14 protein-coding genes are annotated in these 21,898 nt (G+C 69.9%); 8 read left to right on the top strand and 6 right to left on the bottom strand.

Annotated elements, in window-relative coordinates; genetic code table 11:
• Positions 1-16 precede the first annotated feature (16 nt).
• On the top strand, positions 17-997 hold the full coding sequence (locus tag ACZ50Q_RS01810; protein ID WP_464080359.1) for a quinone oxidoreductase family protein: 981 nt from the start codon (positions 17-19) through the stop codon (positions 995-997).
• Here the strand turns inward: ACZ50Q_RS01810 and ACZ50Q_RS01805 are convergent.
• Positions 987-1,970 carry a LysR family transcriptional regulator gene (locus ACZ50Q_RS01805; protein ID WP_464080358.1) on the bottom strand — a complete coding sequence of 328 codons (984 nt, stop codon included), beginning with the start codon at positions 1,968-1,970 and terminating at the stop codon, positions 987-989. The two genes, ACZ50Q_RS01810 and ACZ50Q_RS01805, sit on opposite strands and share 11 nt — an antisense overlap.
• A gap of 97 nt (positions 1,971-2,067) precedes the next feature.
• Here ACZ50Q_RS01805 and ACZ50Q_RS01800 point away from each other — a divergent pair, with 97 nt between their 5' ends.
• Positions 2,068-3,288 (top strand): MFS transporter, encoded by a 1,221-nt coding sequence (locus ACZ50Q_RS01800; protein ID WP_464080357.1) that lies wholly within the window; start codon positions 2,068-2,070, stop codon positions 3,286-3,288.
• Between the two features lie 42 nt (positions 3,289-3,330).
• Here ACZ50Q_RS01800 and ACZ50Q_RS01795 read toward each other — a convergent pair whose 3' ends face one another.
• The 3 genes from ACZ50Q_RS01795 to ACZ50Q_RS01785 are packed head-to-tail and all read right to left on the bottom strand — an operon-like array spanning position 3,331 to position 7,096.
• Positions 3,331-4,764 carry an aldehyde dehydrogenase family protein gene (locus ACZ50Q_RS01795; protein WP_464080356.1) on the bottom strand — a complete coding sequence of 478 codons (1,434 nt, stop codon included), beginning with the start codon at positions 4,762-4,764 and terminating at the stop codon, positions 3,331-3,333.
• Positions 4,755-5,873: an alcohol dehydrogenase gene (locus ACZ50Q_RS01790; protein WP_464080355.1), complete on the bottom strand. Its 1,119-nt coding sequence runs from the start codon at positions 5,871-5,873 to the stop codon at positions 4,755-4,757. Before ACZ50Q_RS01790 ends, ACZ50Q_RS01795 begins: the two co-directional genes overlap by 10 nt.
• On the bottom strand, positions 5,870-7,096 hold the full coding sequence (locus ACZ50Q_RS01785) for an ABC transporter substrate-binding protein (RefSeq protein WP_464080354.1): 1,227 nt from the start codon (positions 7,094-7,096) through the stop codon (positions 5,870-5,872). Before ACZ50Q_RS01785 ends, ACZ50Q_RS01790 begins: the two co-directional genes overlap by 4 nt.
• Positions 7,097-7,276: 180 nt before the next feature.
• On the opposite strand from ACZ50Q_RS01785, the gene ACZ50Q_RS01780 reads away from it, so the two are divergent.
• Positions 7,277-9,976 carry a LuxR C-terminal-related transcriptional regulator gene (locus tag ACZ50Q_RS01780; RefSeq protein WP_464080353.1) on the top strand — a complete coding sequence of 900 codons (2,700 nt, stop codon included), beginning with the start codon at positions 7,277-7,279 and terminating at the stop codon, positions 9,974-9,976.
• 1 nt (position 9,977) lies between these two features.
• Here the strand turns inward: ACZ50Q_RS01780 and ACZ50Q_RS01775 are convergent, their stop codons facing one another.
• Together ACZ50Q_RS01775 and ACZ50Q_RS01770 are read right to left on the bottom strand one after the other, a co-directional pair.
• Positions 9,978-10,871, bottom strand: a complete 894-nt coding sequence (locus tag ACZ50Q_RS01775) for a DUF4261 domain-containing protein (protein WP_464080352.1) — start codon at positions 10,869-10,871, stop codon at positions 9,978-9,980.
• Positions 10,872-10,984: 113 nt separating this feature from the next.
• Complete coding sequence (locus tag ACZ50Q_RS01770; protein ID WP_464080351.1) at positions 10,985-11,887, bottom strand: LysR substrate-binding domain-containing protein; 903 nt, start codon at positions 11,885-11,887, stop codon at positions 10,985-10,987.
• 123 nt (positions 11,888-12,010) lie between these two features.
• Between ACZ50Q_RS01770 and dkgB the strand changes: the two genes are divergently transcribed.
• The 5 genes from dkgB to ACZ50Q_RS01745 all read left to right on the top strand — a co-directional run bounded on the left by dkgB (position 12,011) and on the right by ACZ50Q_RS01745 (position 21,879).
• A complete protein-coding gene (gene dkgB / locus ACZ50Q_RS01765) occupies positions 12,011-12,814 on the top strand; it encodes a 2,5-didehydrogluconate reductase DkgB (protein ID WP_464080350.1) in 804 nt (267 codons plus the stop codon).
• A 192-nt stretch (positions 12,815-13,006) separates the two neighbouring features.
• A complete protein-coding gene (locus ACZ50Q_RS01760; protein WP_092576599.1) occupies positions 13,007-14,290 on the top strand; it encodes a chloride channel protein in 1,284 nt (427 codons plus the stop codon).
• Between the two features lie 15 nt (positions 14,291-14,305).
• Positions 14,306-16,573: an FdhF/YdeP family oxidoreductase gene (locus ACZ50Q_RS01755; protein WP_464080349.1), complete on the top strand. Its 2,268-nt coding sequence runs from the start codon at positions 14,306-14,308 to the stop codon at positions 16,571-16,573.
• Positions 16,574-16,848: 275 nt separating this feature from the next.
• The gene (locus tag ACZ50Q_RS01750) at positions 16,849-18,921 is read left to right on the top strand and encodes a hypothetical protein (RefSeq protein ID WP_464080348.1); all 2,073 of its coding nucleotides are present in this window, start codon (positions 16,849-16,851) and stop codon (positions 18,919-18,921) included.
• A 21-nt stretch (positions 18,922-18,942) separates the two neighbouring features.
• Positions 18,943-21,879 (top strand): PAS domain-containing protein, encoded by a 2,937-nt coding sequence (locus ACZ50Q_RS01745; RefSeq protein WP_464080347.1) that lies wholly within the window; start codon positions 18,943-18,945, stop codon positions 21,877-21,879.
• Positions 21,880-21,898: the final 19 nt, after the last annotated feature.

Genomic DNA, 21,898 nt, shown 5'->3' with positions numbered 1-21,898 from the left:
CACCTGGAGACACCGCATGACGCAAGCGCGTTCCATCGTCCTGACTGAATTCGGCGGCCCGGAAGTCATGCGGCTGGCCAGTACCGATCTTGCGCCCCCGGGGCCGGGCGACGTGCAGCTGCGCCAGACGGCCATCGGCTTTAACTACATCGATATCTACCAGCGCGCCGGCAAGTATCCGCTGCCCACGCCCACCGGCCTGGGCCACGAGGCGGCGGGCGTGGTGGAGGCGCTGGGCGCGGGCGTGACGGACCTGCGCGTCGGCGACCGCGTGGTGTATATGAACGCCGGGGTCGGCGCCTACGCCGACCGGCGCAATGTCGCGGCCGCCAAGCTGGTGCGGATCCCGCCGGGCATCGCCGACGAGGAGGCCGCCGCGGTCTTCTTCAAGGCAATGACGGCGCAATACCTCGTCAAGAAAACCCACGCGGTCCAGCCCGGCGACATCGTGCTGGTGCATGCCGCCGCGGGCGGCGTCGGGCAGATCCTCTGCGGCTGGGCCAAGGCGCTCGGCGCCACCGTCATCGGCACGGCGGGTTCCGCCGCGAAATGCGACGTCGCCCGGGCGGCCGGCTGCGCGGCTGCCATCGACTACACGCAGGAAGATTGGGTGGAGCAGGTCGTCGCGGCCACCGGCGGCAAGAAGGCGCGCGTGGTCTACGACTCGGTCGCCCGCCACACGTTCATGGGCTCCCTCGATTGCGCGGCGCCGTTCGGGCTGGTGGTGCTGTTTGGCGCCGCGTCGGGCCCGGCGCCCGCCATCGACCCCGAATTGCTCAACAAAAAGGGCTGCCTGTTCCTCACGCGTCCGTCGGTGTTTCCGCACAATGCGGATCCCGCGACGTTCCGCGCCAATGCGGCCGACGTCTTCGAGGCCATGCGCAGCGGCGCGGTGCGCGCGGCCATCGGCGCGCGCTACCGCCTTGAGCAGGTCCAGGACGCGCATCGCGCCGCGCAGGACCGGACCGTCACAGGCGCCATCGTCATCATCCCCTGACCGGCTGGCCGCCCCCCGCCAGGCCGGCCTCCAGCTCGGCCGGCAGGTGTTCGCGCATGATCTCGATGAAGCGGCGCAAGCGGGCAGGCTGAAAACGCGACGGCGCATACACCAGATAGACGGGCAGGGCGTCCGCCCGCCACTGCGGCGCCAGGTGCACGAGCCGTCCGGCGGCCAGGTCCGCCTGCATGGCCCAGGCCGATCCCAGCGCCGCCCCCAGGCCCTGGATCGCCGCGTTGCGCAGCGCGTGCAGGCCGTCGGTGGACAGGCGGGGATGGATGTCAAAGCCCTGCACGTCGCCGCTTTCGCAATGCGTCAGGCTCACTTCGGTGCGGTAGAAGGTGCGCAGCGCCAGCCACGGCAGGCGCGCCAGTTCCGAGGGATCCTGCGGCACCGGCCCGCCCTGCAGCAGGTCCGGCGAGGCGACGACGATGCGCGGCACCTCGCCCAGCTTCACGGCGACCACCGACGGGTCCGTCACGGCGCCCACGCGGATGGCGCAGTCGACGTTCTCGGCGATCAGGTCCGGCATGCGGTCGTGCAACAGCCATTCCACCCGCATGTTCGGATACCGCTTCAGGTAACGGGCCAGCGGCTCGACGAACTGGTCCTGGCCGAACACGTGCGGCGCCACCACGCGCAGCATCCCGGCCGGCTCATCGCCCGCGCCCCGCACCTCGCTTTCGAATGACTGCCAGGTGGCCAGCAATTCCTTGCCCCGTTCGTAGCAGCGCTGGCCGTCTTCGGTCAGGCGGATGGCATGGGTGGACCGCTTCAGGAGCCGCACGCCCATCGTGCGTTCCAGCAATTGCAGGCGGCGGCTGACGGTGGGCTGGGTGCCGCCCATCTGGGCGGCCGCGGCGGACAGGCTGCCGGCTTCGACGATGCGCACGAAGGTCTCGATCAGCAGCATGCGGTCGGTGCCGGCCGGGGCGGGAAGGGCGGGGATGGCGGGGATGGCGCGTGTGGTCATACGACCATCGTATAACCGATGTACCCGAAGGTCGGCTACCAAAACCGCGGCGGCAAGCCCAGAATCTGCCCCGTACCTCAAGCCACCGGACACCACCATGTCATCCCCCACTTCCCACCCCTCCCTCTCGCGCGGCCTGGTCTTCCTGCTGGCCGTGGGCGCCGGCCTGGGCGTCGCCTCGCTTTACTACAGCCAGCCGATGCTCGGCGTGCTGGGCGCGGACATCCATGCCAGCGCCGAAACGCTGGGCTGGATACCCACGCTGACCCAACTGGGCTACGCCTTCGGCATCCTGCTGCTGGCGCCGCTGGGCGACCGCTACGACCGCAAGCGCATCATCCTGGTCAAGGCCGCCGTATTGAGCCTGGCGCTGCTGCTGGCCGGCGCGTCCCCGACCATCGGCCTGCTGCTGGCCGCCAGCTTTGCGATCGGCCTGTCGGCCACCCTGGCGCAGGACATCGTGCCGGCCGCCGCCCACCTGGCGCCGGCCGACCAGCGCGGCAAGATCGTCGGCACCGTCATGACGGGCCTGTTGCTGGGCATCCTGCTGTCGCGGGTGGTCAGCGGCTTCGTGGCCGAGCAGTTCGGCTGGCGCATGATGTTCGCGGCCGCCGCCGTGAGCATCCTGGGGCTGGGCGCGGCGCTGTGGCGCGGCCTGCCGCGTTTCGAGCCGACCACGCGGCTGGCGTACCGCGCGCTGCTGGGCTCGCTGCTGACCCTGTGGCGCCAGCATCCGGGCCTGCGCCGCGCCGCTACCGCGCAGGGCCTGCTGTCGCTAGGCTTCAGCGCCTTCTGGTCCACGCTGGCGGTGATGCTGCACGAGGCCCCGTTTCATCTGGGCGCGGGCGCGGCCGGCGCATTCGGACTGGCCGGCGCCGCGGGCGCCCTGGCCGCGCCGCTGGCCGGCCGGGTGGCCGATACGCGGGGGCCCCTGGCCGTCGCCAGCCTGGGCGCGGGCCTGACCATGGTGTCGTTCGCGGCCATGTTCTTCCTGCCGCTGCTGCCCGCGCACGCCGCGCTGTGGCTGATCGGCGGCGCCGCGATCGGCTTCGACCTGGGCATCCAGACCTCGCTGATCGCGCACCAGAGCATCGTCTACGGCATCGATCCGGCCGCCCGCAGCCGCCTGAATGCCATCCTGATGACGGGCGTGTTCGTCGGCATGGCCGCCGGCGGTGCGCTGGGCAGCCTAGCGCTGGCGCACTGGGGCTGGACCGGCGTGACGGTGACGGCGGCGGGCGCGGCGGCCGCGGCCCTGGCCCTGCGCCTGTGGCCGACGGCCAACCGCAACGGCGAAGCCGGCCGCTACGCGGCGTGACGCCTGGGGCCGGCGGCGCCCCCCGCCGCCGGCCTGTCCTGTCTAGCGGGACACCGGCGCCGGCACGGAAACCGTTTGCGTGTTGGTGTATTCCAGCAGTCCGTCCAGGGCGTTCTCCACGCCCACGCCGGACTGCTTGTGACCGCCAAAGGGCACGTCCGGGGACATGACGTGGATGTGGTTGATCCACACCGTGCCGGTCTCCAGCCGCCGCGCTATCGACTGCGCCAGCGCCACGTCCCGCGACCACACCGATCCGCCCAGGCCGTATTCCGTGTCGTTGGCCCGGCGGACCACCTCGTCGATGTCGCGGTACTTCAGCAGCGGCAGCACCGGGCCAAATGCCTCTTCCACCACGCTGCGCGCGTCGTCGGGCGGATTGTCCAGAATGGTGACGGGCACGAAATAGCCCTTGCCCTCCGGCACTTCGCCGCCCGTCAGAAAGCGCACGCCGGTGCGGTGCGCATCGGCGATCAGGTCCTTGACGCGTTCGAACTGCGCGCGGTTCTGGATCGGGCCGAGCCCCGTGCCGGGCTGCGACCCGTCGCCCACCACCACGCCCGCCGCCACGCCCGCCAGCGCGTCCGCGAAGGCATCGTAGATGGACTCGTGCACATACAGCCGCTTGGTCGCCAGGCAATACTGCGACGAATTGCGGAACGCGCCCCAGAACAGCCGGGCGGCCGTTTCCTTCACATCGACGTCGGGCAGCACGATGGCCGCGTCATTGCCGCCCAGCTCCAGCGTCACCCGCTTGAGCCGGCCCGAGGCGCTCTGCATGACACGCCGGCCGGTCGCGGTGGACCCGGTGAAAGCGATCTTGTCGATGCCCGGATGCTCGGTCAGCCAGGGCCCCAGCCGGTCGCCGCCGCTGATCACGTTCAGCACGCCGGGCGGCAGCAGGTCGCGAAACAGCTCGCCCATTTTCAGGGAGGTGAGCGGCGTGTAGGGGGAGGGTTTGAGCACCACCGTGTTGCCGGCCAGCAGCGCCGGCGCGATCTTCCAGATGGCGAGCGTCATTGGGAAATTCCACGGCGCGATCGCCGCCACCACGCCGATCGGCACCCGCCGCGTCTCGAACAGATGGCCCGCGCCGTCATCGTGGCGCTCCACGGGCAGGTCGCGGGCGGCGAAGGCGCGCAGCCACGTCACGCAGCGGCCAACCTCGGCCCGCGCGTCCGCATGCGGCTTGCCCTGCTCGCGCGTCAAGAGGCGCATGAAGCCGTCGGCATGCTGCTCCAGCCGCTCGGCCATGGCGCGCAGCGCCGCCTGGCGCTCGCCGATGGGCCGGCTGCGCCACGGGCCGAAGGCGGCCCGGGCCGCCGCGATGGCGGCATTCAATTGGTCCAGCGACGCGTCGGGCGCGGCCGCGATGCGTTCCTCGGTGGCGGGATTGAGCACGTCGAAGGTCTGCGGCGAGACTTCCGCCCGGCCATTCAGCGTCATCGTGTAATCGGAGTCCGGATTCAATTGCATGGTGGGGATGCCTGTTCAAGGGTGGCCGGGACGGCGCGGGAAGAAGGGTCGGCATCGGGGCCGAGGATCAGTCGCCCCACCACGCGGCCCGCCGCCAGGTCCGCCAGCGCGGACTGCGCGCCGTCCAGGCAGCGGCACGTGGTGGGAATGGCGCGGGGCTTGCGTTCGCGCACCAGCGCCATCAACGCCTTCAGTTCGTCCAGGTTGCCGATGTACGCGCCTTCGATGCTGATGGCGCGCATCGGCACGAGGGCCGGCGACAGCGACAGCTCGCCGCCAAAAAGACCCACCAGGATGAGCTGGCCGCCCTTGGTCAGCAGGTCCATGCCCCGCTGCACCGTGCTGGCGGCGCCCACGCAATCGATCACCGCCCACACCGCGCCGGCCGCCTGCCGCACCTGCGCGGCGGCGTCGGGCGCGCCGGCATCGACCGCCGCGTGCGCGCCCGCGGCCAGCGCCGCGCCGCGGCGCGCGCCATCCGGTTCCACCACGACGACATTGCCGCAGCCCAGCGCGCGCAGCAGCGTCACGCACATCAGGCCCAGCCCGCCCGCGCCGATCACCACCACCGATTCCTCGGCCAGCACGTCCTGCGGGATCCGGCAGATGGCGCTGTAGGTCGTGAGCCCCGAACACGCATACGGGGCGGCCTGTTCGGGCCGCAGGTCGCCGATGTCCACGAGATAGCGCGCATGCGGCGCCACCACGTGATCGCTGTAGCCGCCGGGCCGGAAAATGCCCAGGAAGCGCGGCGCCGCGCACAGGTTTTCGCGGCCGCGGCGGCACACCTTGCATTCGCCGCAGCCGATCCACGGATACACGAGATAACGCTGGCCGGAGCGCACGTGCTCGGGGACGTCCGGCCCAGTGGCCACGACCTCGCCCACGATCTCGTGGCCCAGCGTGAGCGGCAGCGTGACGCCGCGCTGCTGCATGCTCAGCCGCTTGTCCCCGCCCAGGTCGTACGACCCTTCCCAGGTGTGGATGTCGGTGTGGCACACGCCCGCGGCCAGCACCCGCAGCAGCACCTGCCCGCCCTCGGGCGCCGGGGTGGGGGTCTGCGCGCGCGCCAGCGGTTCGCCGAAGGCCCTGACCTGATAGCTGATCATCCCGCGCCCCCGGTCTTGGCGAGCGGGCAGCCGCCCTGGTCGAGCGGCCGGAACGCCACGTTGCCCGGGATCACCGCCACCTGCCGGTACAGGTCCCATTCGCCCTTGGAGTCCGCGGGCTTCTTCACTTCAAAGAGGTACATGTCGCGCACCACGCGCCCGTCCACGCGCAGCTTGCCGTCCCGGGTCATGAAGTCGTTGATCGGCATGGCGCGCATCTTGGCCATGACGGCATCGGCGTCCTTGGTGCCGGCGGCCTTCACCGCGTTCAGGTAATGCGTGACGGCGCCGTAGGTGCCGGCCTGCGTCATGGTGGGCTTGCGGCCGACCTTGTCCTGGAAGCGCTGCGACCACGCGCGCGTGGCGTCGTTCTGGTCCCAATAAAAGGCCTCGGTCAGCAGCAGTCCCTGGCCCAGTTGCAGGCCGATGGACTTCACGTCCGACAGGAAGGCCAGCAGCGCCACCAGCCGCTGCGGGCCGCCGGGACGGCCGATGCCGAAGTCGGCCGCCTGCTTGATGGCGCTGATGACGTCGTTGCCGCCCAGCGCCAGGCCGATGATGGCGGCCTTGGAGCTTTGCGCCTGCAACAGGTACGAGCTGAAGTCGGGCGTGTTCAGCGGCGAGCGCACCGCGCCCAGCACCTTGCCGCCATTGCGTTCGATCACCGCCGACGCATCGCCCTGCAGCGCGTAGCCGAAGGAATAATCCGCGGTCATGAAGAACCAGTTCTTGCCGCCCTGTTCCGTGACCGCCGCGCCGGTGCCGTTGGCGAGCGCGTAGGTGTCGTAGGTCCAGTGCACCGTGTAGGGCGAACACGCCTTGCCCGTCAGTTCTGACGTGGAGGCGCTGGTCACCATGATGACCCGCTTCTTTTCGCGTCCCAGTTCGCTCAGGGCCAGCGCGATCGCCGACGTGGGCAGGTCGGTCACCATATCCACGCCGTCCTGGTCGAACCAGCGGCGCGCGGCGGCGCTGGCCACGTCGACCTTGTTCTGGCCGTCCACGAAGACCAGCTCGATCGGCTTGCCCAGCACCGAGCCGCCGAAGTCCTGCACCGCCATCCGGGCGGCCTCGACCAGTCCCTTGCCGCCGATGTCGGAATACGCCGAACTCATGTCGGCCATGATGCCTATCTTCACGGGGCCCGCCGCGTTCTGGGCGTGCGCGCCGCCCGCGGCGAGGATCGCGCCCGCCAGCGCGAGCGTCAGTTTCGGGATTGCCATGGACTCGTCTCCGTTATCGGTTTACGCCGTCTTTGCGGCGGTGAGCGTATTGCTCCGGGGAGCGTCCTTTTGTATCGTAGGCACGCGTTTTCGCCGTCGTCCAAAGCGACGATTTTCCAGCGCGCCGCGGGTTTTCCCGCGCCGATCCACGCAAGACCGCACTCTTCAGACAGGCAGCTCATGCGTCATTCGTTCTCGATGGAACACGCGCTGGCCAGCGGCAAGCTCAATGCGCCCACCGCACATGGCGACCAGATCGCCCGGCAGGACCTGTGCGAGCAGATCTGCCGCCCGGACGGACCCAAGGTGGTGGTGGCGCGCGGGCCGGCCGGCTACGGCAAGACCACGCTGCTGGCGCAGTGCCAGGCAAGGCTGGAGGCGCTGCCGATGCGTACGGCCTGGCTGACGCTGGACCGCGCCGACAATGACCTCTCCCGTTTCCTGCGCTGCCTGACGGCCGCGCTGGGCGCGCTGTCCGGCCGCGCCAGCCTGCGCCCGGACGCCCATGATTCCGAGGACACGCTGGCGCTGGCGCTAGTCCAGGCCGTGGCCTCGCACGGCGCGCCCTTTGCGCTGGTGCTCGACGAATTCGAAGCCATCACGGCCCCCGCCGTGCTGGACCTGGTGCAGGACCTCATCGGCAGCCTGCCCGCGCACGGCCGGCTGCTGATCGGCTCGCGCCACACGCCGGGGCTGGCGTTGGGGCGGCTGCGCGCGGCCGGCCAGCTGCTGGAGATCGACGCCTCGCAGCTGTGCTTTTCCGTGGACGAGGCGACCCGCTTTTTCGCGCGGCGCCAACCCGCGCTGACGCCCGCCGAGGTCGAACTGCTGCATCGCAAGACCGAAGGCTGGGTCGCGGCGCTGTGCCTAGCATCCGCATCGCTCGCGCGGCAACCCAGCGCCGCGGCCTTCATCGAACGCTTCTCCGGCAGCGACCAGTCCGTCGCCGACTACCTGGCGCAGGACGTGCTGGCCAGCCAGACGCCGGCGCTGCGCCAGTTCCTGTTGCGCACCAGCATCCTCAAGCAGCTCAGCGCGCCGCTCTGCCAGGCCCTGCTGCCCGACATGGATTGCGCCGGCCTGCTGCAACAGCTGGAGAACGGCCACGTCCTGCTCACGCGCACCGCGGCCGACGAGCGCCACTACCGCTACCACAGTCTGTTCGCCAGCTACCTGCAGTCGCAGCTGCGGGCCCAGGCGCCCGGCGACGTCGCCCGCCTGCACCTGGCCGCCTCGCGCTGGTACGAAGACGAAGGCAGGCCGGTGCCCGCCATCGACCACGCCATCGACGGCGGCGACTTCGGGCGCGCGCTGGCGCTGCTGCAGGCGCACGCGGAAACGCTGCTGGCCGAAGGCCGCATGCGCCTGCTGGCGCGCTGGCTGGGCCAGTTGCCCGCGGCGGTGCTCGCCACCCGGCCGCTGCTGCAGGCCATGCAGGTGTGGGCGACGTGTTTCACGCGCGGCCCCAGCGAGGCGTCCCTGCTGATGGCGGACCTGAAGCTGGCGGGCAGTGCCGACCCCGCCGTGCGCGCCCACGTGCGGGCGCTGCAGCCGTTGCTGCTGTCGATGATGGACCGGCAGGAAGAGGCCTACGCCGCCGGCATGCCCAGCATCGCGGCGCTGGGCGATGCGCTGTCGTTCACCGACACCGCGCTCGCCAACGCCATGGCCAACATCACCGCCGTGCTGGGCCGCTACCACGAGGCGCGCGCCCTGCTGGACACCGCCCGGCGCGCGCAGAGCCGCAGCGCCAGCAGCTTCAACCTGATGTACTCCGAAGCGGTCGAGGGCATCATCGACCTGCAGGAAGGGCGCATGCGCCAGGCGGGCGCGCGCTTTCGCATGGCGGTGCGTTCCACGCGCAAGGGGGCCTATGGGCAGGCCAACGGCAATGCCTGGGCGGGCGTGCTGTACGCCGCGTGGGTCTACGAGACCGGCGACCTCGCGCTGGCCTCGCGCCTGCTCCAGGTGTACGTGCCGCTGGGCCGCGATGTCGGGCTGCCGGACCACCTGATCCTGGGCTACGTGACGCTGGCGCGCGTGGCCTTCCACGAGGGCGATCCCGAACAGACCTTCTACCTGCTGGGCGAACTGGAATATCTGGGCCACCAGCGCCGCCTGCCGCGCATCGCGGCCAGCGCCCGGGTGGAGCGCGCGCGCGTGCTGCTGATGCAGGGCCATCCGCAGGCCGCGCGCGACGAACTGGGCCGCGCCGACGATGCGGATCTCTGGCGCCGCGTGGAAGGGCTGCGCCTGCCCGCCAACGATCTGCTGACGCCGCGGCTGGGACGCCTGCGCTGGCTGGCGTATGACGGCGACCCCGCCGCCGCGCTGCGCGAGCTGGACGCCGACATCGCGCAGGCGCTGGCGGCGCGGCGCGTGCGGCGCGCGTACATGCTGCAGCTATTGCGCGCCGTCGCGCTGGCCCGCAACCGCGACGACGCTGGCGCCTGCGCGCAGCTCGCGCCGCTGCTGCACACGGCGCAATCCGAAGGACTGTGCCGTGTGCTGGCGGACGAGGGCGCGGCCGTGGCCGGGCTGCTGCAGCGCCATGCCGCCTGCGAGACCGGCCGCGCATGGCTGGCCGCGGACGGCGCGCAGGACTGGTGGCGGCGCTACATGGCGCAGGCCCGCATCGGTCCCGCATCGCCGCCGCAGGCCCCCGTCGCCGGCGACGCCGCCGGCGCGGAAGGGCTCACGCCCAAAGAGCTGCGCGTGCTGCGCCTGCTGGCCGAAGGCCATTCCAACAGCGCCATCGCGCGGCAGCTCTTTGTCTCGGAGAGCACGGTGCGCACGCACCTGCGTCACTTGAACGTCAAGCTCAGCGCCGACAGCCGCACGCAGGCCGTGGCGCGGGCCCGCAGCGCGGGCCTGCTGTGACTTATCCGGGGGTGTTGATCTGGTCGGCCGCGATGATCTCGACCACCAGCACGCGCCCCGGACCGTCCAGGTAATACTCCGCCTCGGCCGGCTCGCGCAGCTTCATGTAGGCGTCCTCGCCGATCTGCATGGTGTGCCCGGCGGCCAGTTCGGCGCCGCTTTCCAGCATGTAGCCCATGATGTTGTTGAACATCGTCGAATAGGTCTCGCCCTCGTCATGCCCCGTCGCCAGCGCGGCGAAGTCCGGCAGCCCGAAGGCATCGGCGCCATAGGTGCGCATCCACACCCCCTGCACGCCCTCGACCTCATACTTCACGAAGCCGCAATACAGCATGTTCAGCGGCAACGTGCGCAGCAGGTCCATGCTTTCCTCGCCCAGCGACTCCGCCGCGAATACGCCCGCGGGCAGCGAGGTGTGCGCATGCTCGTTCAGCACCGCCATCGCCCCAAAACCGGTCAGCGCGCCCGCCACCGCGGCCAGCGCCACGTACTGTTCCAGCGGATCCGTTTCAAAGCCCGCGTAGTACAGGAGGATATGGCTGGCGTGCCCGCGGACTTCGTCCTTCACCGTGGCGGGATAGTGCGACGGGGCCACGCAGGCCTCCAGCGCATCCTTCGGATAGGGCGCATCGAAGCCCACCAGCCGCACGACGTGCTTGTCCCAACCGGCCAGGCCCAGAAACTCCGGCATGTCCGTCGCAAGCTCCGCGCGCGCCTGCTGCATGGACGGGTGATAGGCCCGCAACGCATCGCCCAGCGCGGCCTCGGTGATCGCCAGCGGTCCCGCAAAGAGGACCTGCAGGCTCAGCGGCTGCGCGATGTCGGGGTTGGCCGACAGGGCGGCCGTGTCGGCGGAAACTTCCTTGCGGCCGAAGAAACGGGAAAAAATGCTCATGCGTGTCCGGGGGGGAAATAGTGGAAATAGTGGCAATAAAACGGGGACAGTATAAAGACGGTATCGGCCCACGCGCGGACGGGGTCGCCATTGGATACATCTTTACCCGCCGGCTATTCCTCGAATCCGCGCGGCCCCAGCGTCTCGACCACGTAGTCGATGAAGGACTTGATGCGCGACGAGATGGCCGTGTTGCGGTAGTACACCGCGTTGATCGGCTGCCTGACTTCCAGCAACTGCTTGACGAACAGCGGCTGCAGCGCGCCGCGCCGGCGGTCCTCGCGCGTCATGAAATCCGACAGGCAGACAATGCCCCCATCGTTGAGCGCAAGCTGGCGCAGCGTCTCGCCGCTGTAGGCGCGAATCCGCGGCTTGATGTGCACCGCCTGCCCGTCCGCATCCCGCAGCGGCCACTCGTTCAGCGACTCAAGCTGGCTGAAGCCCAGCAGCACGTGCGACGCCAGGTCCGCGGCGCGGCGGGGCGTGCCGTACTGCGCCAGATACCCCGGGCTGGCCAGCACGCGCACGCGGCTGGTGCCCAGCGCCACCGCGTGCAGCGACGAGTCCTTCAGCCGGCCGATGCGAAAGGCCAGGTCGGTGCGCCGCTCCAGCAGATCGATATTGCCTTCATTGCTGGTGAGCTCCAGCTCCACCTGCGGATAGCGCTTGCGATAGCCCGGCACCAGCGGCGCGATCACATGCAGCATGAACGGCGAGGCGGCGTCCACCCGCAGCAGCCCGGCGGGCTGGTTGCGGCGCAGGTTCATGAGTTCTTCGGCTTCTTCCACCGACGCGATGATGCGGCGCGCCTGCTCCAGATAGGCCTTGCCCTCTTCGGTCAGCGCCAGGCGCCGCGTCGTGCGCCGCATCAGGGTGGTCTGCAGCTTTTCCTCCAGCCGGCTCATGGTGCGGCTGGTGGCGGAAACGGTCTGCCCCAGCACATCGGCCGCCGCGGTGATCGAGCCGCTGTCCACGATGGCGATGAAGACCTGCATTTCGTCGAGGGTGGTTTTCATATTTGCATTTTTATCAAAAGTATTTCGCCCATACCTATCTTTTTCCGCAAGGATGCGGCGGCGACACTACGCCCATCCCCGGACACCGCCCGTCCGGCCAAGCCCATTCCCCAGGAGTTTTACATGAGCATTCCCGCCTTTGGCGTCGGCACCTTCCGCCTGAAGGGTCAGGCCGCCGTCGATTCCGTGCGCAACGCGCTGGACGTCGGCTACCGCGCCATCGACACCGCCCAGATCTACGAGAACGAGGCCGACGTCGGCCAGGCCATCGCCGAATCGGGCGTGGCCCGCGAAGACCTGTTCATCACCACCAAGATCTGGGTGCCCAACACCGCCCGCGACAAGCTCGTCCCCAGCCTGAAGGACAGCCTCGCCCGGTTGCGCACCGATTATGTCGACCTGACGCTGATCCACTGGCCCGCGCCGGACAACGGCGTTTCCGTCGACGAATTCATGACGGCGCTGGCCGAGGCCAAGGCGCAGGGCCTGACGCGCCAGATCGGCATTTCCAACTTTCCCATCGCGCAGACGCGGGCCGCCATTGCCGCCGTGGGCCGCGAGCAGATCGCCACCAACCAGATCGAGCTCAGCCCCTACCTGCAGAACCGCACGCTCACCGCGTTTCTGAAGGAACAGGGCATCCACGCCACCTCGTACATGACGCTGGCCTACGGCAAGGTGCTCAAGGATCCGGTCATCGGCCAGATCGCACAGCGCCGCGCGGCCACGCCCGCGCAGGTCGCGCTGGCCTGGGCGCTGCAACTGGGCTATGCCGTGATCCCGTCGTCCACCCGCCGCGACAACCTGGCCAGCAACCTGCTCGCCCAGGACCTGCGCCTGACGGACGACGACATGGCGCAGATCGCCGCGCTGGAACGCAACGGCCGTGAAGTCAGCCCGCAAGGCCTGGCGGCCGAGTGGGACTGAACCCGGCAGTCTCCGATCCGCCGCTCCCCGCGCCGGGGGTGTCGGATCTGGCAGGGGAATTCGGGATGAGCGCCTAACCAATAGGTATGGTTTCGGCCCGCCGGGCATTCCTCGGGGCGCAAACGCGCCCTACACTGCCCCATCGCAGCGCGCCGATGCTCGGGCGCGCCCACCGACGGGAGCCGACCTGGCATGCACGAACCCACGCCCGATGATCCGTCCTGGCTGCGCCCCCGGCTGTTTGCCGCGGTGGCCCTGACCGGCCTGGTCGCCGGCCTGGGCGGCATGCTGCTCGGCATGCTGCTGCACACGGTCCAGCACCTGGCCTACGGCTATGGCGGCGGGCACGTCATCAGCCACGAATCCTTCCTGATGGGTGTAGAGGCCGCCAGCGGGCCGCGCCGCGTACTCGCCCTGGTGCTGTGCGGGCTGGCGGCCGGCGCGGGCTGGTGGCTCATCCACCGCTATGGCCGTCCCCTGGTCAGCGTCGATCAGGCCGTGGCCGATCCCGACCGGCGCATGCCGTCCGCGACGACGATGGCGCACGCGGTCCTGCAGATCGTGACCGTCGGGCTGGGCTCGCCGCTGGGACGCGAGGTGGCGCCGCGCGAAGTCGGCGCGCTCGCGGGCGGCCGGCTGGCGGCGCGGCTGCGCCTGCCGCCGGAACAGTGCCGGCTCGTCATCGCCTGTGGCGCCGGCGCGGGCCTGGCCGCCGTGTACAACGTGCCGCTGGGCGCGGCGCTTTTCGTCCTGGAAGGGCTGCTGGGGTCGTTTGCCTGGCCTGCGGTCGTCGCCGCGCTGGTGGCCTGCTGCCTCGGCGCCGCGGTGGCCTGGGCCGGACTGGGCAACGAGATTCAGTATGCCGTGCCCGCCCTGCAGATCAGTCCCGGCCTGGTGGTCTGGGCCATCGCCGCGGGACCGGTGTTCGGGTGGGCCGCCCACGGCTTCCGGCGGCTGACCGGCGCGGCGCGCGCCCAGGCCGCCCGGGGCTGGCGCCTGGCGGTGTCCTGCCTGCTGAATTTCACGCTGCTCGGCCTGCTGGCGATCACCCTGCCCGCCTTGCTGGGCAATGGCAAGGGACCCGCGCAACTGGCGTTCGACAATGAACTGACCATCGCCCTGGCGGCGACGCTGGCGGTGCTGAAGACGGCCGTCGTCGCCAGCAGCCTGCGCGCGGGCGCGGCGGGCGGCCTGCTCACGCCCGCGATCGCCGTGGGCGCCTCGCTGGCGGTCGCGCTGGGCGGGCTGTGGAGCATGGCCTGGCCGGACGCGCCGCCCGGCGCATTTGCCGTCGTCGGCGCGGCCGCGTTCCTGGCCTCGTCGATGCGCATGCCGCTGACCGCCGTCGTGCTGATCCTGGAGTTCACGCGCGTGGACCCTGCCTTTCTCATCCCCATGGTCCTCGCGGTGGCGGGCTCCGTCCTGGCGAGCCGCCATTGCGCCGCCCGCGGCGCCGCCCCGCGTACCGCATCCTGAATTCCGGAGACCCTCATGACCCAACGCAAACCCACCGGCATCCACCGCTACGACGCGCCCGCGGGCGGATGGGGCGCGCTGAAGGCCACGGCGCAGGCCGTGGCCACGCAGATGCGCATCGCCGAAGCGCCCGCGCTGCTGCTGCGCACCAACAAGCCCGACGGGTTCGACTGTCCCGGCTGCGCCTGGCCCGACAAGGCGCATACCTCCACATTCCAGTTCTGCGAGAACGGCGCCAAGGCCGTCACCTGGGAAGCGACCCGTAAACGCGTGACCCCGGAGTTCTTCGCCGCGCACCCGGTTGCCGAACTGCTGACCTGGAGCGACCACGACCTGGAGAACGCAGGCCGGCTCACGCATCCGCTGGCCTACGACGCCGCCAGCGACACCTACCAGGCCATCGAATGGGACGACGCGTTCGCGCGCATCGGCCAGACGCTTGCCAGCCTGCCCGATCCGGACATGGTTGAGTTCTACACCTCGGGCCGCGCGTCCAACGAGGCCGCGTTCCTCTTCAGCCTGTACGCCCGCGAATTCGGCACGAACAATTTTCCCGACTGCTCCAACCTGTGCCACGAGGCCACCAGCGTCGGACTGCCCAAGGCCATCGGCATCGGCAAGGGCACGGTATCGCTGGACGACTTCGACGCTTGCGATCTCATCATCTCGATGGGCCACAACCCCGGCACGAACCACCCGCGCATGATGGGGACGCTGCACGAATGCGCGCGCCGCGGCGTGCCCATCATCGTGTTCAACCCACTGCGCGAACGCGCGCTGGAGCGCTTTGCCGATCCGCAGGACCCGATCGAGATGGGCACGTTCGGCGCCACGCGCATCGCCTCCACCTATTTCCAGGTCAAGGTGGGCGGCGACGCCGCCGCGCTCAAGGGCATCATGAAGGCGCTGATGGAGGCGGACCGGGACGGCCGCGCCACGCTGGAGCACGAATTCATCGCGCGCCACACGCACGGCTACGAGGCCTTCGCGCAGGACCTGGACGCCACGGCCTGGGCCGACATCGAGCAGGCCAGCGGCCTGCGCCGGCGCGACCTGGAGCAGGTAGCCCAGGCGTATGCCCGGGCCAACGCCACCATCGTCACCTATGGCATGGGCATCACGCAGCACGAAAGAGGCACGCGCAACGTGCAGCAGATCGCCGCGCTGCTGCTGATGCGCGGCAACATCGGCAAGCCGGGCGCCGGCATCTGCCCCTTGCGCGGGCACTCCAACGTGCAAGGCAACCGCACGGTCGGCATCACCGAGAAGATCGACGACGCCATGTTCGATCGCGTCGAACAGACCTTCGGCTTCCGGCCGCCGGCGCGGCCCGGCCACGACGCGGTGGACGCCATGAAGGCGATGGCCGCCGGACGCGCCAAGGCGCTGATCTGCCTGGGCGGCAATTTCGCGATCGCGCTGCCCGACGCCGAGCAATGCGAGCGCGGCATGCGGCAGCTGGACCTGGCCGTCCACCTGAACACCAAGCTGAACCGCTCGCACCTGCTGGTCGGCAAGCAGTCGATCATCCTGCCGGTGCTGGGCCGCACGGAAAGCGACGTGCAGGCAGGCGGCGCGCAATCGATCACGGTCGAGGATTCGATGTCGATGGTGCATGCCTCGCGCGGCAAGCTCCTGCCCGCCTCAAAGCAGCTGCGCTCGGAACCGGCCATCATTGCCGGCATGGCGCAGGCGACGCTGCCGCACAGCCGCGTGCCGTGGGCGCACCTGATCGAGGACTACGACCGCATCCGCGACCTGATCGAAAAGATCTATCCGGATTTCCGCGATTACAACGCGCGCATCCGCAAACCCGGCGGCTTTCGCCTGCCGCTGCCGCCCACGGAGCGCATCTGGAAGACGCCCTCGGGCAAGGCGGAGTTCATCCCGTTCGCGGGGCTGCGCGAAGATCCCGACATCGTCGAAGGCAACATCCTGCGACTCACCACGCTGCGCAGCCACGACCAGTACAACACCACCATCTATGGCCTGGACGACCGCTATCGCGGCGTGTTCGGCCGCCGCGACGTGCTGTTCATGAATGCGTCCGATCTGGCGCGCCATGGCATCGCGCACGGCGACGAGGTCGACATCGTCACCAGCCTGCCCGGCCAGGGGCACCGGCGGCTGCGGCTGACGGCGATCCGGCACGACATTGCGGCGGGGTCGGTCGGCGCCTACTACCCGGAAGCGAACAACCTGTGCCCGCTGGACTATCAGGACACGGAAAGCGGCACGCCCGGCTACAAGTCGATTCCCGTCCGGATACAAAAAGCGGCCTGAAGCCGGATCTCATCCAACAGGATGAGAACAAGCGGGGCCGAATGGTGCATAAGCACCATTGCAGATTCAAGGATTAATACTTTCGGCTACTAGCAAGGCGGATGAGGTCCGCCTATATATCGAAGCATGGGCGCAGCGTCACCGTCGTCATGTCGTCTTTCCAAGCATATCGGCGCCCGTTCCGATAAGAAGGCCAAGCTGTCCGCCGATGCGTCCCGCGCCATCGCCAGCCTGAAACTGGCCTCCTGACCCGGGCGGGAAAAAGGGGAAACGATATGGCAACCAGGAAAACGGCGGCGCGGCCGTCCAGGACATCGGCTTCTTCCAAACGGACCCCGCGCAAGAATGCGCCGGCGGCGTCGGCAGCCTCTGCGTCGGCTGCATCTGCAACTGCCACTGCGGCGGCCGCGATCGCATCGTCGGCGCCCCGCCCCAAGCCCAGCAAGCCCGGAAAGCCCAAGAAAGAAACGCCCCGCATCGCCTTCGGCCGGTCCGCCAAGCCCGACGCCTTTGACGCGCGCGACATCCTGTTCCGCCCCAATATCTCTGTCACGCCCAAGGCGGAAATGATTCCCGTGATGGGCCTGACGGTGAAGCACCAGGGCGAGACCTCGGCCTGCACGGGCTTTGCGCTGTCCACGGTGGTCGAGTACCTGCTGCGCAAATCCGAACGCGACACGCGCCCGGCGATCTCGCCCTACATGCTGTATTCGATGGCCCGGCGCTACGACGAATTCCCCGGATCGGTCGATGACAGCGGCTCCAGCCTGCGCGGCGCGCTCAAGGGCTGGTTCCGGCACGGCGCCTGCGCCCAGGCCCTGTTCCCGTCCATCGACATGCCGCCCGCGGCCCAGCGCCCGGAAGACGACTGGTGGCTGGACGCCGTCAAGCGGCCGCTCGGCGCGTACTACCGCATCGACACGCGCAGCATCGTGGAGATGCATGCGGCGCTGAATGAAGTGGGCATCCTCTACGCCAGCGCGGGCTGCCACGAGGGCTGGGACCAAGGCCACGGCGTCACGCCGCGCGAGGACGAAGCCACGCCCGTCACGCGGCCATTCTGGGTCATTCCGGGCAGCCAGGAAACCGCCGTGCTGGGCCACGCCTTCGTCATCGTGGGCTATACGCAGGACGGCTTTCTGATCCAGAACTCCTGGGGCGAGGAATGGGGCACGCACGGCATGGCCGTGCTGACCTACGACGACTGGATGCGCAACGCGATGGACTGCTGGGTCGTGCAGCTGGGCGTAGTCACGCACGAGCACGAAAGCATCTCCAACAGCATCAGCCTGCGCACCGAGGGAAAGCAGGTGACGCTTGCCGCCGGCAAGATACTGCGCGACCGCGAGCTCTCGCCCTTCATCGTCAACGTGGGCAACAACGGCAAGCTCAGCAACAGCGGCGCCTTCCGCACCACGCCGGACGACCTGCGCGCGATCGTCGACGTGCACATGGTCGCCGCGCGCGAGCGCTGGAACCTGAAGGACAAGCCGATGGACGTCTGCGTGTACAACCACGGCGGCCTGGTCGGCGAGAACGACGCCGCCGAGGCCGCCGCCGAATGGATCCCGCTGCTCTACGAGCACCAGATATTCCCCGTCTTCCTGATGTGGGAGACGGACTTCATCACCACCGTCAGGAACATCATCCAGGACGCCGCGCACGACGTGCCGCGCACCACCGGCGGCATCGGCGAACGCCTGGAACGCTGGTGGAACCAGCGGCTTGAACGCTGGCTGGCGCGTCCCGGCACGGTCATCTGGGGCGAAATGAAGCAGAACGCCGAGGCCATGAGCGAGCCGGCCACGCACGGCGAAGACGAAGCCGCCATGATCCTGCTCTACCGGCACTTCAAGTCGCACGTCGCGCGCGGCCGCGTGCGCCTGCACATCGTGGGGCATTCGGCCGGCGCGATCGTCGCCAGCCATTTCGCGCGGCGCCTGGCCGCGGACGGCGGAGAACTCGAATCGCTGAGCCTCATGGCGCCGGCCGTGACCCTGAAGACCTTCAGGGAACTGGTCGTGCCGCTGCTGGGAAACCGGATCAAGCGCTATCAGCAGTTCCACCTGTCGGATCGCGCCGAAGAGGACGACCCCACCTGCGGGCCGTACCGGCGCTCGCTGCTGTACCTGGTCAGCGAATCGTTCGAGGGCGGCACCACCACGCCGCTGCTGGGCATGGAGCGCTACTTCCGGGACGCCGGCATCCCCTGCGACGCGGTCCACGTGTCGCCGGCCGGCAGTCCTTCCGGCGCCTCCCGCGTCGTGCCCGTGGCCTCCAGCACGCACGGGGGCTTTGACAACGACAAAGGCACGCAGCAGCAGGTCATTGCCTTCATCAAGCGCTGACCGCGGGTGGAGGGTCTTGTCATGCCAGAGATACTGCCAGAACCCTACAGCGAGGCGCCGGAGCTGCCCAGGCAGCCGGCCCCGCGGCCCGACGTGCCGACGCCGGCGGCCCATGCCGGCGAGGAGGGCGCGCGCGCCGCCGTCCCCACAGCCCCCGTCGCCCCCGCGCCGCCATCGCCCCCCGCGCGCGAATTCTCCCTCTACGGCGAGGCCGACGAGGTCGCGGGGGTCCTGTCGCGCGTCGGCGTGCCCTGCCTGCTGGTGGCGGGGTCCGGCGACATCGTGGCGGCCAGCACCGTCCTGCCGCTGGCGCACGCCAGCCTTGTGGGCCGCCGCCTGAGCGAGATCTGCGGCCTCACCCGGCCCTTGCGCATGGGCGACGGCGCGGTCGACGTGGTGTACTGCGGCGACGACGGCGCCCGCGTGCCCGCGCAGCTGATCCCGCTGTGCACGCTGGACAGCGGCGAGCTCATCGTGCTGGTCAACGACGGCGCGCCCTTTCGGCAGGCCGAGTCCCGCCGGTTCGAGCGCACGCCCTACGCGGTATTCCGGCTGGACATGCAGGGCGTCATCCGCTTCGCCAATCCCGAAGCGGCCCGCACGCTGGGCCTGCCGCGCGACGCCCTGTGCGGCAGCCGGCTCGCCGCGCATTTCCGCCCCGCGGATGTCGGGCCGGTGCAGCGCGCCATCCTGCGCTGCGTGCAGGACACGGACGGCGACGCCATGGTGTCGGTCACCATCGCCATTCCCGTGCCGGACGACGCGGACCGGCAATTCGAACTGGTCATGACGCCCGACCCCGCGCCCAACGGCGAGCTCCTGGGCGTGATCGCCGTCATCCAGTCGCGCACGCTGGAATCGGCCCGCGACGAGATCCGCCGCATCGCGCTGGACCCCGCGATCGGCGGCTGGCGGCTCAAGCTGGATCGCATCCTGGAGCAGATCCGGCGCCTGGTGCCGTTCGAACACGCGGTCTTCGGCATCTATGGCAACGATGTGTCGCTGTTCCGCGCGATCGCAGTGCGGCCAGAGGGCGTGGAGCTGTGGCCCGCGCGCTGGATGGATCTGCCGCCGACGATACGCGCCTTCCTGGACTCGGGCCGCACCTGGGTCGAGGAGGTCGGCGCATTCGTCAAGGCGAACATGCCCGAACCGGGCAACGAGATCGTGCGCTGTTATCAGGACCTGGGCATACAGTCCTCCGTCACGCTGCCAGTCACGCGTCCCGGGGGCTACAGTTCGGCGCTGAGCCTGTGCTCGCGCGACCCCGGCGCCTACGATGCCCGCCATCTGGAGATTCTGCGCGCCCTGGACCTGGAACCGGTGCTGATGCGCTTCGAAAAGGAGCGCGACGATGAGCGGGCCGAGTTCGCGGACTCGCTGCGGCGCAAGGTGATGACCGCCGCGTCGCTGCGCCAGGCCGCCGACGACATCATCGCGCAGCTGGCGCAGCATTTCTCGTGGGATCACGTGGCGCTGTTTCGCGTGAACCGGCAAGAGAACCGCTTTGAAGTGGTCACGCAGCACAGCCTGGCGCCCGGCTACGCGCTGCCGGACGGTTTCCAGCAGCCGACGGGCCAGGGCATGCTGGGCGCCACGCTGTCGCTGGGCTGCCTGCTGGCGGTGGACGACATCGGCAATCCCGCCTACGCGCAGCACGGCTACACGGGCCCCAAGCGGCCGCTGCGCTCGGCCATGACCGTTCCCGTCCACCTGAACGGCCGGATACGCTGGCTGCTGGACGTGGAATCCTCGGTGTCCCACGCCTTTAAGGGCCCCGACATCGACGACCTGCTCCAGATCATCGCCTCGCTGGAGGAAGGCCTGGCCCAGCACCTGCTCAGCCAGACCAAGCAGAGCCTGATGGCGGAAACCGAACAGGCCGTCGTGTTTGTGGGACGCGAGGGCGGCGTCATCGAAATGAACCGCGTGGCCACCGACATGCTGGGCGCCGAGGTCCGGCGCACGCGCGATGGCGCCGAGGCGCCGTCGATCACGGACTACGCCATCGCGGGCGACGAGGCCACGCTGGGCGTCCTGACGTCGGCGTTCACGGTCAAGCGCGAGCGCATCGAACTGCTCGACGCCAGCGGCCAGCCGCGGTCCGTGCTGGCCACCCGCACCGACCTGGACCCGAGCCTGGACATGTCGATCTGGTTCTTCACCGACATCGCGGACCTGGATTGGGCGCGCGACCTGCGCTATCTGCGCGAAACCGTGGCCGAGGTGGCGCGGCAGACGCGCACCTCGCTGTCGCTGGCGTGCAGCCTGACGTCGCAGACCGTGCTGCTGCATGAAGACGCGCGCCAGGGCACGCCCCCGGAAGTCGTCGCGGCCCAGGCGCAGGATCTTAGCCAGCGCATCGTCGCCGAGATCGGCAAGGCCGACATCACCTTCGAGCGCCTGGCCGGCGCCAGCGAGTCGCGGCGGCGCGCCCGCGCGACGCATGGCGACGTCGAACTGGGCGCGCGCCTTCGCGACGTGATCGCCGCCTTGCCCGCGCGCGACCAGCGCCGCATCGCGTTGTCCAACCATACGGCCTCGCACGACGGCCCCACGGTGTCCGGCGACGCGCAGGCGCTGAGCGCGGCATTCCGCTCGATGATCGATTACCTCCTGCGCTGCCGCAACGCCGACGATGCGCGCGTGACCATCGACCTGGACGCCGGCCCGGACGGCTGCACCCTGCGCTTCGGCCTTAGCGAAGAACAGGTGTGGGACATGGACCCGCCGGTCCACGCGGTGCCCGACGACGCCCTGCTGAGCGCCGAGCGCGCCGCGCACGACGGCGCCAGCATCGCCATCGCCCAGATCCAGGACACGATGATCGATCACGGCGGCGCGCTCGTCACCGACCCGCCGCTCCCGGATGCGCCGCTGCTGCCGCCGCAGGCCTACGAGTCCGTCACGCCGCCGTGGCGCGCGTTCACGCTGATCCTGCCGCTGCGGGCCGGCTAGGCCATCCGGATCATGGGAC

The sequence above is a fragment of the Achromobacter sp. T5-5 genome (assembly GCF_055397965.1).
Note: the sequence above shows the minus strand (reverse complement) of the source record. Positions and strands in the feature narration are given on the sequence as shown.

Bases quoted from the DNA above. Each gene is read 5' to 3' on its own strand.
- ACZ50Q_RS01810 (WP_464080359.1), top strand. From the start codon at position 17: ATGACGCAAGCGCGTTCCATCGTCCTGACTGAATTCGGCGGCCCGGAA.
- ACZ50Q_RS01780 (WP_464080353.1), top strand. From the start codon at position 7,277: ATGCGTCATTCGTTCTCGATGGAACACGCGCTGGCCAGCGGCAAGCTC.
- ACZ50Q_RS01745 (WP_464080347.1), top strand. From the start codon at position 18,943: ATGCCAGAGATACTGCCAGAACCCTACAGCGAGGCGCCGGAGCTGCCC.
- dkgB (WP_464080350.1), top strand. From the start codon at position 12,011: ATGAGCATTCCCGCCTTTGGCGTCGGCACCTTCCGCCTGAAGGGTCAG.
- ACZ50Q_RS01800 (WP_464080357.1), top strand. From the start codon at position 2,068: ATGTCATCCCCCACTTCCCACCCCTCCCTCTCGCGCGGCCTGGTCTTC.
- ACZ50Q_RS01785 (WP_464080354.1), bottom strand. From the start codon at position 7,096: ATGGCAATCCCGAAACTGACGCTCGCGCTGGCGGGCGCGATCCTCGCC.
- ACZ50Q_RS01775 (WP_464080352.1), bottom strand. From the start codon at position 10,871: ATGAGCATTTTTTCCCGTTTCTTCGGCCGCAAGGAAGTTTCCGCCGAC.
- ACZ50Q_RS01755 (WP_464080349.1), top strand. From the start codon at position 14,306: ATGACCCAACGCAAACCCACCGGCATCCACCGCTACGACGCGCCCGCG.
- ACZ50Q_RS01805 (WP_464080358.1), bottom strand. From the start codon at position 1,970: ATGACCACACGCGCCATCCCCGCCATCCCCGCCCTTCCCGCCCCGGCC.
- ACZ50Q_RS01790 (WP_464080355.1), bottom strand. From the start codon at position 5,873: ATGATCAGCTATCAGGTCAGGGCCTTCGGCGAACCGCTGGCGCGCGCG.
- ACZ50Q_RS01770 (WP_464080351.1), bottom strand. From the start codon at position 11,887: ATGAAAACCACCCTCGACGAAATGCAGGTCTTCATCGCCATCGTGGAC.
- ACZ50Q_RS01795 (WP_464080356.1), bottom strand. From the start codon at position 4,764: ATGCAATTGAATCCGGACTCCGATTACACGATGACGCTGAATGGCCGG.
- ACZ50Q_RS01760 (WP_092576599.1), top strand. From the start codon at position 13,007: ATGCACGAACCCACGCCCGATGATCCGTCCTGGCTGCGCCCCCGGCTG.
- ACZ50Q_RS01750 (WP_464080348.1), top strand. From the start codon at position 16,849: ATGGCAACCAGGAAAACGGCGGCGCGGCCGTCCAGGACATCGGCTTCT.